The sequence below is a fragment of the Micromonospora sp. WMMA1947 genome (assembly GCF_027497355.1).
GTDB lineage: Bacteria > Actinomycetota > Actinomycetes > Mycobacteriales > Micromonosporaceae > Micromonospora.
Genome location: NZ_CP114909.1, coordinates 3,228,099 through 3,243,555, shown reverse-complemented (window position 1 = coordinate 3,243,555; position 15,457 = coordinate 3,228,099). Strand labels below are relative to the sequence as shown.

Below are 15,457 nucleotides of genomic sequence, written 5' to 3'. Positions count from 1 at the left end.
GCCGATCGTGACCGTCCGTAGCTCCTTTGTCGTAGTGGCCAACCGTCTGCCGGTCGACGAGGTGAGCACACCCGAGGGACGCCAGTGGCGGCGCAGCCCCGGCGGGCTGGTGACCGCGCTGCACCCGGTGCTGGCCGAGCACCAGGGCACCTGGGTGGGGTGGGCCGGTGGCACCGGCGCCGCGCCCGAGCCGTTCGACCTGGAGGGCATCCGGCTGCACCCGGTGCCGCTGAGCGCCGAGGAACTGGAGCGCTACTACGAGGGCCAGTCGAACGCGACCATCTGGCCGCTCTACCACGACGCCGTCGAGACGCCCGCCTACAAGCGGCGCTGGCGCGAGGCGTACCGATTGGTAAACGCCCGGTTCGCGGAGGCCGCAGCCGACGTCGCCGCCGAGGGCGCGACGGTCTGGGTCCAGGACTACCAGCTCCAGCTCGTGCCGGCGATGCTCCGCGAACTGCGGCCGGACCTGCGGATCGGCTTCTTCCTGCACATCCCGTTCCCGCCGATCGAGCTGTTCATGCAGATGCCGTTCCGCACCGAGATCCTGCGTGGACTGCTCGGCGCGGACCTGGTCGGCTTCCAGCAGCGGCTGGCGGCGCAGAACTTCGTCCGGCTGGCCCGGCACCTGCTCGGCCTGCGGTACGAGGGCCAGATGATCCAGGTCGACGGCCGGCAGGTGAAGGCGGGCGCGTTCCCCATCTCGATCGACACCAAGGAGATGGAACGGCTGGCCGAGGACCCGGCGATCCAGGCCCGGGCCAAGCAGATCCGCGAGGAGCTGGGCAACCCGAAGACGATCATCCTGGGCGTCGACCGGCTCGACTACACCAAGGGCATCGAACTCCGGCTGAAGGCCTTCCGAGAACTCCTCGCTGACGGAAAGTTGACAGTTCCGGACGCGGTTATGGTGCAGGTCGCCACGCCCAGCCGCGAGCGTGTGGAGCACTACCAGGCACTTCGGGTGAAGGTGGAACGCGAGGTTGGCCGGATCAATGGTGAATTCGGCCGGGTCGGCGTGCCTGCAGTGCATTATCTGCATCAGTCGTACAGTCGCTCCGAACTGGCCGCGATGTACGTCGCGGCCGACGTGATGATGGTGACCCCGCTGCGAGACGGAATGAATCTGGTGGCCAAGGAGTACGTCGCATCGCGCGCCGACCAGGGCGGCGCGCTCGTGCTCAGTGAGTTCGCCGGCGCCGCGACAGAGCTGCGCCAGGCGTTCCTGTGTAATCCGCACGACCCGGACGCGGTGAAGGACGCGTTGCTGCGGGCCGTGCATGTCGAAAAGCCCGAAGCCCGCCGCCGGATGCGCGTCATGCAGCGCCATCTGCGCAGCCACGACGTGGGCCAATGGGCCAAGTCGTTCCTCAGCGAGCTCGGCGTCCCCGATTCGGAGGCTGCGTGACCTCGCCCGCCCCCGCCGCCGCCCACGGCGGCGTGCTGGACCCCGAACTGCGTGCCGCCATCGGCCGTATCGCCCGGGTTCCGCAACTCCTGGTCGCCTGCGACTACGACGGCACGCTGGCGCCGATCGTCGAGGACCCGAGCAAGGCGGTGCCGCTGCCCGAGTCGGTGGCTGCCGTCCGCGCGCTCGCCGCCCTGCCGCAGACGAGCGTCGCTGTCGTCTCCGGCCGCGCCCTGCGCGACCTGGCCACACTGTCCCGGCTGCCGAGCGAGGTGCACCTGGTCGGCAGCCACGGTTCGGAGTTCGACATCGGCTTCGTCGAGCGGCTCACCCCCGAGCTGATCGCGGTCCGGCACCGGCTCCGCGAGGCACTGCGCGAGATCGCCGCCGAACACCCGGGCATCCGCCTGGAACGCAAGCCGGCCAGCGTCGCCGTACACACCCGCGGTGTCGACCCGCACGTCGCCGCCCGGGCCGTCGAGGCGGTCCGCAGCGGCCCCGCGACCTGGGAGGGCGTGACAGTCACCCAGGGCAAGGAGGTCATCGAGCTGTCGGTGGTGGTGACGAACAAGGGCACCGCCGTCGACCAGCTCCGGACCCAGCTCGCCGCGAGCGCGGTGCTGTTCATCGGCGACGACGTCACCGACGAGAACGCGTTCGGCAACCTGACCGGGCCGGACGTCGGCATCAAGATCGGCCCCGGGGAGACCCGCGCCGACTACCGGGTGTCCGAACCGATCGAGGCGGCCCGCGCGCTCGGGCTGCTGCTGGAGACGCGGCGGCACTGGCTGTTCGGCGAGCGGGCGGTGCCGATCGAGCGCCACTCGATGCTCGCCAACGGCCGTACCGTCGCGCTCGTCACGCCGGAAGCCAAGATCACCTGGTTGTGCCACCCGAAGCCGGACTCGGCGGCGATCTTCGCCGACCTGGTCGGCGGCAGCCCGGCCGGGCACTTCACGGTCGGGCCGGAGCGCGGCGGCATCCCGCTGGGCCAGCGCTACCGCAGCAACACGATGACCGTCGAGACCCGCTGGTCCGGCCTGACCGTGACCGACTGGCTCGACCTGCCGGTACGGGAGACCACGCCGGACGACCCGGTCGTGGTCAGCGGCGACTCGACACTGGTCCGGGTGCTCAGCGGCACCGGGCGGGCCCGCGTCGAGTTCGCGCCGCGCCCCGAGTTCGGCCAGGTGGCGGTGCAGCTCCAGCCGCTCGACGACGGGCTGCTGGTGCTCGGCTCCAACGAGCCGGTCGCGCTGCACTCCCCCGGCGTCGAGTGGGAGGTCACGAACGACGCCGGGTACGAGACCGCGAAGGCGGTCGTCGACCTGTCGGCGGCCGGCGGCCAGGTGGTGCTGGAGCTGCGCTTCGGCACGCAGAGCCTGGAGCCGCACCGGTTGCCGGTGCACGAGCGGCAGGCCGCCGCCGAGCAGCCCTGGAAGGACTGGGTGGCCTCGCTGCGGCTGCCCGCCACCGCCCGGGACCTGGTCGCCCGCAGCGCGCTGACGCTGCGCGGGCTCTGCCACGAGCCGACCGGCTCGATCCTCGCCGCGGCCACCACGTCGCTGCCGGAGGAACTGGGCGGTGTCCGCAACTGGGACTACCGCTACTGCTGGCTGCGGGACGCCGCGATGACCGCCCGCGCGCTGGTCGACCTCGGCTCCACCGAGGAGGCCGAAGGGCTGCTGCGCTGGATCGACGGGGTGGTCGAGCGCACCGGCGGGCACCCGGAGCGGCTGCACCCGCTCTACACAGTGGACGGCTACGAGCTGGGTGCCGAGGCGGTCATCGACACGCTGCCCGGCTACGCCGGCTCCCGGCCGGTACGCGTCGGCAACCTCGCCAACCACCAGCTCCAGCTCGACGTCTTCGGCCCGGTCGCGGACCTGATCGCGGCGGTTGCCGACGCCCGTGGCTCGATCCGCGACGACGAGTGGCGGGTGCTGGAGAACATGGTCGAGGCGGTACGCCGCCGCTGGCACGAGCCCGACCACGGCATCTGGGAGGCCCGCCTCCCCCCGCGGCACCACGTCTTCTCCAAGGTCATGCTCTGGATGACGGTGGACCGGGCGCTGCACGTCGTACGGCGCCACGGTGGCGAGGACCGGCCCGAGTGGGTCGAGCTGCGCGACCGGATCGCCTCGAACGTGCTGGAGCACGGCTGGCACCCGGAGGCCGAGGCGTACAGCGTCGCCTACGGGTACGAGGAGATGGACGCCTCGTCGCTGTGGATCGGCATCTCCGGGCTGCTCGCTGGCGACGACCCGCGCTTCCTCTCCACCGTGCTCAAGATCGAGGCGGAGCTGCGCAGCGGTCCGGTCGTCTACCGGTACCACTGGGACGACGGCCTGCCCGGCCGGGAGGGCGGCTTCCACATCTGCACGTCGTGGCTGATCGAGGCGTACCTGCGCACCGGTCGCCGGACCGACGCCGAGGAGCTGTTCACCCAGATGGTCGACACGGCCGGGCCGACCGGACTGCTGCCGGAGCAGTACGACCCGCTGGCCGAGCGCGGGCTGGGCAACCACCCGCAGGCGTACAGCCACCTCGGCCTGATCCGCTGCGCCCTGCTGCTGGACAACATGCTCAAGCAGTAGAGCCCGTACGAGGGCGGCGGCGGGGACCGGAAAGTCCCCGCCGCCGCCCTCGTCCTGTCCTGTCCCGCCCCGGCCCGCCCCGGCCCGGCCCGCCCCGGCGATCTTGCAGTTGCGGCCCGGGCAAAAGTGGCCGAAACAGGCATCCTGCGGGCACAAAGTGCAAGATCGACGCGCTCTCGGCGAGTGAGGCTGCGTACGGCGGGTCAGGTTGGGGTGGCGGGGGTCAGGGCGTGCACGACGTCGCCGACCACGACGATCGCGGGCGGGCGGAGCGCGGCGGCCTCGACGTCGGCGGCGACCGCGCCCAGCGTGGAGCGCAGCGTCCGCTGGGCGGCGGTGGTGCCCTCCTGGATCACCGCGGCCGGGGTGTCCGCCGGCTTGCCGTGCGCGATCAGGGTCGCGGCGATCGCGGCGAGGTTCTTCAGGCCCATCAGGATCACGAGCGTGCCCCGCAGCCCGGCCAGGGCGTCCCAGCGCACCAGCGACGCGGGCGCGTCGGGCGCGAGGTGCCCGGAGACCACTGTGAACTCGTGCGCCACGCCCCTGTGTGTCACCGGCACCCCGGCCACCTCGGGCACCGCGATCGCGCTGCTCACGCCCGGCACCACTGTTACCGGCACGCCCGCCTCGGCACAGGCCAGCAGCTCCTCGCCGCCGCGGCCGAAGACGTACGGGTCACCGCCCTTGAGCCGGACCACCGTCCTGCCGGCCCGGGCCCGGTCCACCAGGATCCGGTTGATCTCCTCCTGGGCACGCGACGGGCCGTACGGGATCTTGGAGGCGTCGACCAGCTCGACGTCCGGGCGCAGTTCGTCCAGGAGCAGGCCGGGCACGAGCCGGTCGGCGACGACCACCTCGGCCTCGGTGAGCAGTCGCCACCCCTTCACGGTGATCAGCTCCGGGTCGCCCGGCCCGGCGCCGACGAGCGCGACCCGCCCGCCGGTGTTAAGAGGGGCCCCTTCCTCTACCGCAGGCGTTAACAGGGGGCCCTTCCTTCCGAGCAGGGCGCGGATGGCGTCTCGGGTCGCCATCGCTCGGCGGGGGTCGCCGCCGCCGAGGACCGCCACGGTGACCGGGCCGTGCCGGGTCACCGCCGGGGTCCACGCGCTCGCCGCCGTCCGGTCGTCGGCGCGTACGCAGAAGATGCGCCGCTCGGCCGCTGCCGCGCTGACGGCAGCGGCGGCGGTCCGGTCGTCCACCGCCACCTGGACCAGCCACGCGCCGTCCAGGTCGCCGGGGACGAACCGGCGCGGCTCCCAGTGCAGCCGTCCGGCGTCGACGTGCGCGCGCAGCGCCGGGGTCAGTTCGGGCGACACCAGCAGCACGTCCGCGCCGGCGTCGAGCAGCGCGGGGACCCGCCGGGTGGCGACCGCTCCCCCGCCCACGACCACCACGCGCCGTCCGCCCAGCCGCAACCCCAGGGGGTACGGGCTGGGCGGCGTCGGCCCGGCCGGCTCGGTCATTTCTCCGCCACCCCGGCGGAGTCGAACGTGGCCACCTCGTGCAGGACCCGGACCGCGCCGGTGACCACCGGCAGGGCGAGCAGCGCCCCGGTGCCCTCGCCGAGCCGCAGGCCCAGGTCGATCAGCGGTTCCAGGCCGAGGTGCCGCAGCGCCGCCGTGGCGCCGGGTTCGGCGCTGCGGTGCCCGGCGACCATGGCGCCCACGGCGTCCGGCGCGAACGCGGCGGCGGCGAGCGCGGCGCTCACCGCGATCACGCCGTCGAGCAGCACCGGCACCCGGCGGGCGGCGGCGCCGAGGATCAGGCCGGCCAGCGCGGCGTGCTCCAGGCCACCGACGCTCGCCAGCACGCCCAGCGGGTCGGCCGGGTCGGGCTCGTGCCGGGCCAGCGCGGCCCGCACCACAGCCACCTTGCGGGCGTACGTCTCGTCGTCGACCCCGGTGCCCCGGCCGGTGGCCGCCTCGGCGTCCGCGCCGGAGAACGCGGCGATGAGCGTGGCCGACGGGGTGGTGTTGCCGATGCCCATGTCGCCGGTGAGCAGGATGCCCGCCCCGGCGTCGATCAGCTCGCCGGCGACCCGGATGCCGGTCTCGACGGCCGTACGGGCCTCGTCCCGGGTGAGGGCGGCGGTGACAGTCATGTCGCGGGTGCCGGGGCGGACGTTCGCGGACACCAGGCGCGGCCCGGCCGGATCGGCGGATTCGGCGCCGGGGATCGGGGTTGCCACACCGACGTCCACCACGGTGACCGAGGCGCCGGCCTGCCGGGCGAACGCGTTCACCACCGCGCCGCCGGCCAGGAAGTTGGCGATCATCTGCGCGGTGACCTCCTGCGGCCACGGGGTCACGCCCTGGGCGTGCACGCCGTGGTCACCGGCGAAGATCGCCACCGCGGCCGGCTCGGGCAGCGGCGGCGGGCAGGCGCCGGCCAGCCCGGCGAGGCGTACCGAGAGCGGCTCCAGGGCGCCGAGCGAGCCGGCGGGTTTGGTCAGCCGCCCCTGCAACTCGCGGGCCGCCGCCATGGCGGCCTCGTCCAGCGGCCGGACGGCCGCGACGGTGGGCTCCAGCATCATGCCTCCAGGATCCGTGCCAGCGTCTCGATGAACGCGTCTGTGGTGCTTCGGTCGCGTACGGCGATCCGGAGCCAGTCCGGGCCGAGCCCGGGGAAGGTGTCGCCCCGGCGTACCGCCCAGCCGTGCGCGCGCAGCCGCTCGCGTAGGTCGGCGGCGCCGGCCACGTGGATCAGGACGAAGGCGGCGGCCGGGCGGCCCGCCACGCGTACCCCGGGCAGGCCGGACAGGCGGGTCACCAGGTGGTCGCGGTCGGCGGCGAGTTCGGCGGCGATGGCGCGTTCGGCGGTGACGGCGGCCGGCGTGGCGCAGGCGGTGGCGGCGGCGAGCGCCGGGGTGGAGACCGCCCAGAGCGGCTGCGCGGCGGCGAACCGGGCCAGCAGCGCGGCGTCGCCGAGCAGGTAGCCGATCCGCAGCCCGGCGAGGCCCCAGGTCTTGGTGAGGCTGCGCACCACCACCAGCCCGGGGAGGTCGCGGCGCCCGGTGAGGGACTCGGGCTCGCCGTCGACGCCGGGTGCGGCGGTGGTGTCGGCGAACGCCTCGTCGACCACGAGCACCCGGCCGGGACGGGCCAGCGCGGCGATCGTGTCCGCCGGGTGCAGGACCGAGGTCGGGTTCGTCGGATTGCCGATCATGACGAGGTCGGCGTCGTCGGGGACGCGGGCCGGGTCGAGGCGGAAGCCGTCGGCGGGGTCGAGCAGCACCCGGTCCACCCGGTGCCCGGCGGCCCGGAGCGCGGCCTCCGGCTCGGTGAACTGCGGGTGCACCACCACGGGGTGGCGGACACCGGACAACGCGCGGGCGATCAGGACGAAACCCTCGGCGGCGCCGGCGGTGAGGAGTACCTCCTCCGGGGGTCGCCCGTGCCGGTGAGCGACGGCGGCGCGGGCCGGTGCCGGGTCCGGGTACGCGGCCAGGTCGCCCAGCGCGGCGGTGACCGGGTCGGCCAGCCAGTCCGGCATCGGGGCGCGGCGCACGTTGACCGCCAGGTCCACCAGGCCGGGGGTGACCTCGGCGTCCCCGTGGTGGCCCAGGTCCGGCTCGTCGAGCGCGGCGGCGCTCCCGGTCGATGGTGCGGGCATGTCCGCGATCCTGCCGGGTAGCCGCCGCCCGGGACAGCGCATCCCGGCGTGGGTCGCGTCACGGTCCGCCGGTTTATGAGTTCTTCTCATTTCCGAATCGGAAATGTCATAGCTTGACCCCGTGAGCAGTCGTCCCCTTGCTTCCGCTGGCCGTCTCGTTCCTCTCCTCCGTGCCGGGCTGATCGCCGGCATCGTGGTCGCCGCCGCCCTGTACCCGCTGGTCGCCGTCACCGGCATCGGGGCCAAGGCCACCGCGCACGCGATCGAACAGAAGACGAACATCCTCAAGACCGCGTTGCCGGCCGAGACCTCGTACGTCTACGCGCCGGACGGCAAGACCGTGCTGACCATGTTCTACGAGGAGTACCGGCAGTACACCAAGATCGAGAACATGTCGCCGAACATCCAGCAGGCGATCGTCGCCGCCGAGGACAACCGCTTCTACCAGCACCACGGCGTCGACCCGAAGGGCGTGGCGCGAGCCTTCGTCTCCAACGCCCGGTCCGGCGGCGTCTCCCAGGGCGCCTCGACGATCACCATGCAGTACGTGCGGATGGCGCTGCGGGACAGCGCGACCACCCCCAGGGAGGTCCAGGAGGCGACCCAGCAGACCAGCCTGCGCAAGGTCAAGGAGATGCGCATGGCGCTGGACATCGAGAAGCACCTGAGCAAAGAGCAGATCATGGAGCGCTACCTCAACTCGGCCTACTTCGGTCACCGCGCGTACGGGATCTACGCCGCCTCGCAGATCTTCTTCTCCAAGACCCCGGCCACGCTCACCCCGGTCGAGGCGGCCACGCTCGCCGGGCTGGTGAAGTCGCCGTCGGAGTACGACCCGATCACCTCCGACCAGAAGGAGGCCACCGGCCGGCGCAACTACGTGCTGGACAACATGGCCCGCCTCGGTTACCTGTCGCCGGACGCCGCCGCCGCGGCCAAGGGCCAGCCGATCAAGCTGAAGCTGACCGACCCGCCGAACGACTGCGCCGCGATCGACGGCGGGCACCGCAGCTGGGGCTTCTACTGCGACTACCTGAAGAACTGGTGGAGTTCCCAGCCCGCGTTCGGCGAGAACCGGCTGGAACGGATGGACAAGCTGCGCCGCGGCGGCTACCGGATCGTGCTCGCGCTCGACCCGAAGACCCAGGCGGCGGCGGAGAAGAACGTCGGTGCCAAGGACAACACGGGCAGCCCGTTCGCCAACGGCATCGTGGTCGCCGAGCCCGGCACCGGGCGGATCAAGGCGATGGCGGTGAACCGGAACTACTCGCTCGACCTGGCCGAGAACCCGAACAGCTCGAACCCGGAGGCCGGGCCGAAGGTCAAGGCGAACTACCCGAACACGGTGGCGCCGCTGCTCGGCGGCGGAACGCTCCCGGGCTACCAGGCCGGTTCGACGTTCAAGATGTTCCCGATGCTCGCCGCGCTCAACGCCGGCATGCCGCTGAACACCGCGTACGACTCGCCACACACGTACAAGTCGGCCGTCTACGACGGATGGGCGCCGTCGAACGCCAGCGGCGCGATGACCGGGCGGCAGACCATGTGGTCCGGCTTCGGCAAGTCGGTGAACACGTACTTCGTCCAACTGGAGGAGAAGATCGGCGCGGACGCCGGGGTGCGCCTGGCCGAGCAACTGGGGCTGCGCTGGCGTACCGACGTGGACAAGGAACAGGCGTCGCCGGGGAAGGCGAAGAAGTGGGGCGCGTTCACGCTCGGCGTCTCCGACGCCACCCCGCTGGAGATGGCGAACGCGTACGCCGCGATCGCCGCCGACGGGCGCTACTGCGAGGCCATCCCGGTCAACGCGATCATGAACCGGGACGGCACGCCCGCCACGTACACCACGCCCGGCGGGGTGCAGCGGGAGGTGGCGAAGCCCCGGTGCCGGCAGGTGGTGAACGCCGACGCGGCCCGGGCCGCCACCGACGCGGCGCGCTGCCCGACCGGCGACACCCCGGCCAAGGGAAGCTGCGGCGGCTGGTCGACGGCCGACAGCGTCCGCGGTACGGTCGGCCGCCCGGTCGCCGGCAAGACGGGTACGACGGACAGCACCCGGTCGGCGTGGTTCGTCGGCTACACGCCGGAGCTGGCGGCGGCGAGCTTCATCGCCGACCCGGACAACCCGTTCAACGCCGTGGGTGACGGGCAGTCGCAGATCCCGGTGAACGCGGTAGCGCAGACCCTGCGGGACTCCCTGAAGGGCCAGCCCACCCGCCAGTTCACCCCACCGTCGGACCAGATAGTCGGCTGACCCGCCCCACCCACCACCCAGTTCCGCCCGGGGGTGCGCCCGGGTAGTTGATCAAGGAGTTTGCGTCACGGATCGCCCGATCCGCAGACGCGAACTCCTTGATCGACGTTGCGAAAGGCTGAGCTCAGCGGAGGTCGGCGGCCACGAAGGACCACAGCTCCAGGTCGACCCGGGCGCCGCGGACGAACCCGGCGTTGCGCAGCAGGCCCTCGTAGCTGAAGCCGGCCTTCTCGGCGACCCGCCGCGACGCCACGTTGCCGGCCGCCACCCGCAGCTCCACCCGCTGGAACCCGTGCTCCAGGATCAGCGCGATGGCCACCGCGTCCACCGCCTCGACCGCCAGGCCGTAACCCCGGGCGTGCGGCGCGATCGCGTACGACAGCTCGGTGAGCCGGGCACCCCAGTCGGTACGGCGCGCCCAGAGCGAGCCGACCACCCGCTGGTCCTCCCGGCGGACCACCGCCCAGTGGTCGCCGTCGCCGCTGTCCCGCCGCTGCCGGGCCAGCTCGGTGCACCACGCCCGCCCGTCGATCTGCCCGGACGCGTCGGCCAGCGGCAACCAGCGCTGCGTCTGCCGGTCGGCGAACACCTCGTCCATCGCCTCCGCGTCGGCGGCGACGAGGTGCCGGACCTCGATGCGCGGGGTGGAGACGGTCAGCGCCGGGAAGCGGCGTACCGCCACCTGACCGATCACGCCGACGCCCCCACCGGTGCCAGCGCGGCGGCCACCAGCCGGGCCGCGATGCCGGGGTGGGCGGCCCAGTGCGGCACGAGCTGCGAGGCGTGCACCGCCTGCCGGACGAAGCCCTCCGGGTTGCCACCCTCCCAGCGCCACGCGGGACGGTCACCGGCGCGCGGCGTCAGCACGGCGGCGTGCTGCTTGTGCCCCGTCACCGTGGTGCCGGCCGTCGCCACCACGCTGTCGGTGACCGCGGTGGCCGTCCGGTAGCCGACCACCAGGCCGTCGCGGACCGTGCCGACCGCGTCGAGCACCCCGCACATGGGCAGGCCGTCCAGCTCGCGGGCCAGCCAGAGCAGGCCCGCCCCCTCGGCGATCACCGGACGGCCGGAGCGGGCCAGTTCGGCCACCGCGATGCAGAGGCGGCGGTTGGCGGAGAGCTGTTCCGCGTACGTCTCGGGCAGCCCGCCACCGACGACGAGCGCGCGGGCCCCGGCGGGCAGCGCCTCGTCGCGCAGCGGGTCGAGCGTGACCACCTCGGCGCCGGCGGCACGCAGCAGCTCGGCGACCTCCGGGTGGCTGTAGGTGCCGGCCGGTCCGCCGGCGAGCGCCACCACCGGCCGCTCCCCCGGCTCGGACGGGCCGTCGGCCGGCTCCGGCGACCACGGCTCGACGGTGAGCGCGGGCGCCGAGCGGGCCAGCGCCAGCAGCCGGTCGAGGTCGACGGTCGCGGCGACCGCCTCACCGAGCCGGCGGACGCCGCGTTCGGCGTCCGCGTCGGCGCGCACCACGGGCCCGGTGCCGTAGCGGCGGGCGGGCAGCACCGGGGGCAGCTCGTGCCGGCGCAACGCCCCGTAGACCGGCACGCCCACGTCGTCGAGCGCCTCGCGCAGCAGCGCCTCGTGCCGGGGCGAGGCCACCCGGTTGAGGATCACGCCGCCCAGCCACAGCTCGTCGTCGTACGCCCGGAAGCCGTGCACCAGCGCGGCCACCGACTGACCCATCGCGGCCACGTCCACCACGAGCACCACCGGGCTGCGCAGCGCGGTGGCGACGGCGGCGGTGGACTCGCTCTCCGGTCGCCCGGCGACCGAGTCGTAGAGGCCCATCGTGCCTTGCACCAACGCGAACCCGGCGCCGTTCGCGCCGTACGCGAAGAGGGGTGCGATCCGCTCCGGGCCGACCAGTCTCGGGTCCAGCGTGCGCCCGGCGCGCCCGGCGGCGAGCCCCAGATACGCCGCGTCCACCTGATCCGGCCCGACCTTGAAACCGGCCACCGGGATCCCCCGGTCGGTGAGCGCCGCGAGCAGGCCGAGGGAGACGGCGCCGGTGCCGTGCCCCGAGGAGGGCGCACTCAGCACGACGCGCGGCACGTCGGTCATCATCGACTCCTGATGTGGGTGGTTTCCGCCCGCGTGACCATACCCGTCCGGCCCGGCGTGCGAGGGCCGCGCACCCCGCCGTTTCTGCCTGGCAGCGGCGAGTGGCATCGCTCATACGGGTAGCCTTGGCCAACGTGTACCGGTTCCTGCTGACCCCGCGCTGGCTCGGCTACCTCGCGCTCACGCTCGTCGCCGCCACGGTGATGGTGTTCCTGGGCAACTGGCAGCTGGACCGCTACCGGGGCCGCACGGCGGTGAACGAGCGGATCGACGCCGGGGCCACCATGACCCCCGCGCCGCTGCGCGACGCGCTCCCCGCGCCCAGCGGCGGCGACGTCGGCCCCGCGCCGTCGGAGGAGCTCACCTGGAGCCGGGTCACCGCCACCGGCCGGTACGACAGCACGAACACGATCCTGATCCGCGGCCGGACCCTCGACCGGACGGTCGGCTTCGAGGTGCTCACCCCGCTGGTGCTGGCCGACGGCACCGCGGTACTCGTCGACCGGGGCTGGATCCCGCCCGTGCCGGGCGCCGGCGCGACGGTCCAGCCGCAGGTGCCGGCGGCGCCGGCCGGCGAGGTGACGGTGACCGGCCGGGTGGTCGCCGGCGAGAGCGGCGGCGGCGCGGTCAGCCGGCGTGACGGCAAGCTGGAGGCCCGGCGCATCGACATCCCGCGCCTGGCCGAGCAGCTCCCCTACCCGGTGACCGGCGGCTACGTCCTGCTCGACGGCCAGACGCCGCCGGCCGACCCGGCCTTCCAGGCGGTTCAGATCGGGCACACGAACAACTGGCAGAACTTCGGCTACGTGTGGCAGTGGTGGATCTTCGCGGTGATGAGCCTGTTCGGCTACGGCTGGGTGGCGCGCCGGGAGGCCCGCCGCCGGGCCGGGCTGGACACCCCGGGTGAGCCGGTGGACCGCGCCGCCGAACCGGCCGCCCCGACCTCCGCCTGAGCCTCACCGGGCACGGCCCGCCTCGTCGATCCTCGGCACAGGGCCCGTTACTCGCCGTAGCCGCCGTCGACGAAGGACTCCTCATGACGGATATGCCTGAGAGGCATAAATATGCCTCTCAGGCATATCGTTCCGAGCGATGAGGTTTCCGCGCAGGGGCGGGCCGTGGATCCCGGCGGCACACCGGGCGGCGGGGACGTTGGTAGGGTCCGCGGATGATCGTCAATCGTGGGGGTCGCGGTGACCTCTGACGCCACGACGCCCCCGGCCGCCGAGCCGCCCGCGTACGACCCCTGGTCGGCCATGCCGCCGGCCGTCGCGCCGCCCACCGAGCAGTTCCCGGTGATCGCCGCGCCGGAGGCACCCGTCACCCCGGGGCCCACCGCGCCGTTCCCCGCCCCGCCGTCCACCGCGCACTTCCCGGCCGCGCCGCAGTTCTCCGCGCCGCCCGCCCAGTTCTCGGCGCCGCCTGCGCCGCCGGCCGGGGCGGTCGCGCCGTTCCACGGGTCGGCGGGCGCGCCCGGGCCGTACCCGCCGGCCGGGCCGGTGCCGCCCGCGCAGTCGGCGGTCGCGGTGCAGATCGCCGAGATCATGGTGACGCCGCCGGTCATCCGTACCCCGGCCGGTGTCCTGCCGCTCGCCGGCGCCTCCTGGTACGTGACCGACTTCTGGCAGAAGGAGGAGAAGATCGCGCCGTGGGCCGTCGTCGCCGCGATCCTCGGTTTCTTCTGCCTGACCGTGTTCAGCCTCCTGTTCCTGCTGATCAAGGAGACGCGGCACTACGGCACCGTGCAGGTGACGGTGAGCAGCGGCGGGCACCAGTACGTCGCGCGGATCCCGGTCACCGACCAGTTCCAGGTGCAGCAGCTCAACAACCAGGTCAACTACGCCCGGTCGCTGTCGGCGGGCTGAGCCGTCAGCCGGTGACCCGGCCGGCGTGGATGGCGCGGACCGCGTCGATGGTGTCCGCCTCGGCGGCGGTCTTGTCGTCGCGATAGCGCAGCACGCGCGCGAAGCGCAACGCCATGCCGCCCGGGTACCGGCTGCTGGTCTGCACCCCGTCGAACGCGATCTCGACCACCTGCTCCGGCCGGACCCGCACCACCCAGTCGCCCTTCTCCACGGCGAGCGACAGGAACCGTTCGGTCTGCCAGCGCAGCAGCTCGTCGGTGAGCCCCTTGAACGTCTTGCCGAGCATGACGAACTCGCCGGTGCGTGGATCGCGGGCGCCGAGGTGCAGGTTGGACAGCCAGCCCTCCCGCCGGCCGCTGCCCCACTCGACCGCGAGGACGACCAGGTCGAGCGTGTGCCGCGGCTTGACCTTCACCCAGGCCGAGCCGCGCCGGCCGGCGTCGTAGGGCGCGGCCGGATCCTTGACCACCACCCCTTCCTGGCCTGCGTCGACAGCCGCGGCGAACGCCGTGGCGGCCTGCTCCGCGTCGTCCACCTCGACCCGGTCGACGAGCAACGAACCGTCGACCGCGCGGGCCAGAGCCGCCCACCGCTCCCGGCCGGGGGCGTCGATCAGGTCGGCGCCGTCGAGGTGCAGCAGGTCGAAGAAGTACGGCGTGAGCACCGGTTCGCCGGTGCGCTCGGCGGCGGCCAGCACGGCGGGCGCGACCGGCACCTGGCCGGTGGTGCTGGGCGTGGTGCGGCGGGCGGCCCGGCTGGACGTCTCCTGGAACGGCAGCGGCCGCCCGGCGGCGTCCAGCCCGATCGCCTCGCCGTCGAGCACCAGCTCACGGGCGGGCAGCGCGCGCACGGCGGCCACCACCTGGGGCAGTCGGCCGGTGATGTCGTCCAGGCTGCGGGTGAAGACCGCGATGTCCGACCCGGAACGGTGCACCTGGATGCGGATGCCGTCGAGCTTGACGTCGACCACCGCCGGCACGCCGGTGGCGGTGAGCGCCTCGTCGACCGAGGGCGCGCTCTGCGCCAGCATCGGCGCGAGCGGCCGGCCCACCTGGAGCCCGAAACCGGCCAGCGCGGCGGCGCCGCCGGTGAGCGCCGCGACCGCCACCGCCCGCAGGTCACCGGCGAGCAGCAGGGCCCGCCGGACGGCGCTGACCGGTACGTCGGCGGCGCGCGCGACCGCGTCGGTCAGCAGCCCGGCCTGTGCGCCCTGGCGCAGCTCGCCCCGGAACAGGCCGGTCAGCAGGCGCTGCTCGTCGGCGGTCGCGGTGGCGAAGAGGCGGCCGACCAGCTCCCGCCGCCGGGCCTGGGAGCCCGTCCCGGCGACGCGGGAGATCTCCTCGATCGCCGCGTCGACGGCGGCGACGGTGAGCGTCGGCTCGGCGGCCGGCGGCGGCAGGTCACGCAGGCCCGCCCAGCCGACGCCGGTCTGGCGCTGACGCAGCTCACCGGCGAGATAGCCGGCGCCGGCCGGGATCTCGCCCGGCTCCAGCCCGCGCAGCGCGGCGGCCAGCAGCTCCACCTTGGCCCGACGGCCGCTGGTGGCGCCGACCGCGGCCGAGGTGGCCGCCAGCTCCGCGAAACGCACGTCCACATCCTGCCAGCCGGCTGTGACATCGGGGCGGATCCGGCGACCCGGCACACCACACGGGTGTGCCGG

11 protein-coding genes are annotated in these 15,457 nt (G+C 73.9%); 5 read left to right on the top strand and 6 right to left on the bottom strand.

Annotated elements, in window-relative coordinates; genetic code table 11:
- The first annotated feature begins 7 nt into the window (after nucleotides 1-7).
- The gene (locus O7604_RS15545; RefSeq protein ID WP_269704499.1) at nucleotides 8-1,408 is read left to right on the top strand and encodes a trehalose-6-phosphate synthase; all 1,401 of its coding nucleotides are present in this window, start codon (nucleotides 8-10) and stop codon (nucleotides 1,406-1,408) included.
- Entirely contained in the window at nucleotides 1,405-4,005 is a 2,601-nt protein-coding gene (gene otsB, locus O7604_RS15540; protein WP_281576961.1) for a trehalose-phosphatase, read from the top strand. Before O7604_RS15545 ends, otsB begins: the two co-directional genes overlap by 4 nt.
- Nucleotides 4,006-4,208: 203 nt before the next feature.
- Here otsB and cobA read toward each other — a convergent pair whose 3' ends face one another.
- From cobA to cobC, 3 genes are read right to left on the bottom strand one after another with little or no spacing between them, the layout of a single operon-like run.
- Complete coding sequence (gene cobA / locus O7604_RS15535; RefSeq protein ID WP_281576960.1) at nucleotides 4,209-5,468, bottom strand: uroporphyrinogen-III C-methyltransferase; 1,260 nt, start codon at nucleotides 5,466-5,468, stop codon at nucleotides 4,209-4,211.
- On the bottom strand, nucleotides 5,465-6,535 hold the full coding sequence (cobT, locus tag O7604_RS15530) for a nicotinate-nucleotide--dimethylbenzimidazole phosphoribosyltransferase (RefSeq protein ID WP_281579970.1): 1,071 nt from the start codon (nucleotides 6,533-6,535) through the stop codon (nucleotides 5,465-5,467). Before cobT ends, cobA begins: the two co-directional genes overlap by 4 nt.
- Complete coding sequence (gene cobC / locus O7604_RS15525) at nucleotides 6,535-7,617, bottom strand: Rv2231c family pyridoxal phosphate-dependent protein CobC (protein WP_281576959.1); 1,083 nt, start codon at nucleotides 7,615-7,617, stop codon at nucleotides 6,535-6,537. The genes cobT and cobC overlap by 1 nt, the downstream gene beginning before the upstream one ends.
- 121 nt (nucleotides 7,618-7,738) lie before the next feature.
- Here cobC and O7604_RS15520 point away from each other — a divergent pair, with 121 nt between their 5' ends.
- Nucleotides 7,739-9,871: a transglycosylase domain-containing protein gene (locus O7604_RS15520; protein WP_269704495.1), complete on the top strand. Its 2,133-nt coding sequence runs from the start codon at nucleotides 7,739-7,741 to the stop codon at nucleotides 9,869-9,871.
- A gap of 124 nt (nucleotides 9,872-9,995) precedes the next feature.
- Here O7604_RS15520 and O7604_RS15515 read toward each other — a convergent pair whose 3' ends face one another.
- Together O7604_RS15515 and O7604_RS15510 are read right to left on the bottom strand one after the other, a co-directional pair.
- Entirely contained in the window at nucleotides 9,996-10,565 is a 570-nt protein-coding gene (locus tag O7604_RS15515) for a GNAT family protein (RefSeq protein ID WP_135241673.1), read from the bottom strand.
- A complete protein-coding gene (locus tag O7604_RS15510) occupies nucleotides 10,562-11,932 on the bottom strand; it encodes a cobyrinate a,c-diamide synthase (RefSeq protein ID WP_269704494.1) in 1,371 nt (456 codons plus the stop codon). The genes O7604_RS15515 and O7604_RS15510 overlap by 4 nt, the downstream gene beginning before the upstream one ends.
- Nucleotides 11,933-12,066: 134 nt before the next feature.
- Here O7604_RS15510 and O7604_RS15505 point away from each other — a divergent pair, with 134 nt between their 5' ends.
- Both O7604_RS15505 and O7604_RS15500 read left to right on the top strand, forming a co-directional pair.
- Nucleotides 12,067-12,885 (top strand): SURF1 family protein, encoded by an 819-nt coding sequence (locus O7604_RS15505; protein ID WP_281576958.1) that lies wholly within the window; start codon nucleotides 12,067-12,069, stop codon nucleotides 12,883-12,885.
- 240 nt (nucleotides 12,886-13,125) lie between these two features.
- Nucleotides 13,126-13,797 carry a hypothetical protein gene (locus O7604_RS15500; RefSeq protein WP_269704492.1) on the top strand — a complete coding sequence of 224 codons (672 nt, stop codon included), beginning with the start codon at nucleotides 13,126-13,128 and terminating at the stop codon, nucleotides 13,795-13,797.
- A gap of 4 nt (nucleotides 13,798-13,801) precedes the next feature.
- Here O7604_RS15500 and O7604_RS15495 read toward each other — a convergent pair whose 3' ends face one another.
- Nucleotides 13,802-15,385 carry an ATP-dependent DNA ligase gene (locus tag O7604_RS15495; RefSeq protein ID WP_281576957.1) on the bottom strand — a complete coding sequence of 528 codons (1,584 nt, stop codon included), beginning with the start codon at nucleotides 15,383-15,385 and terminating at the stop codon, nucleotides 13,802-13,804.
- Nucleotides 15,386-15,457: the final 72 nt, after the last annotated feature.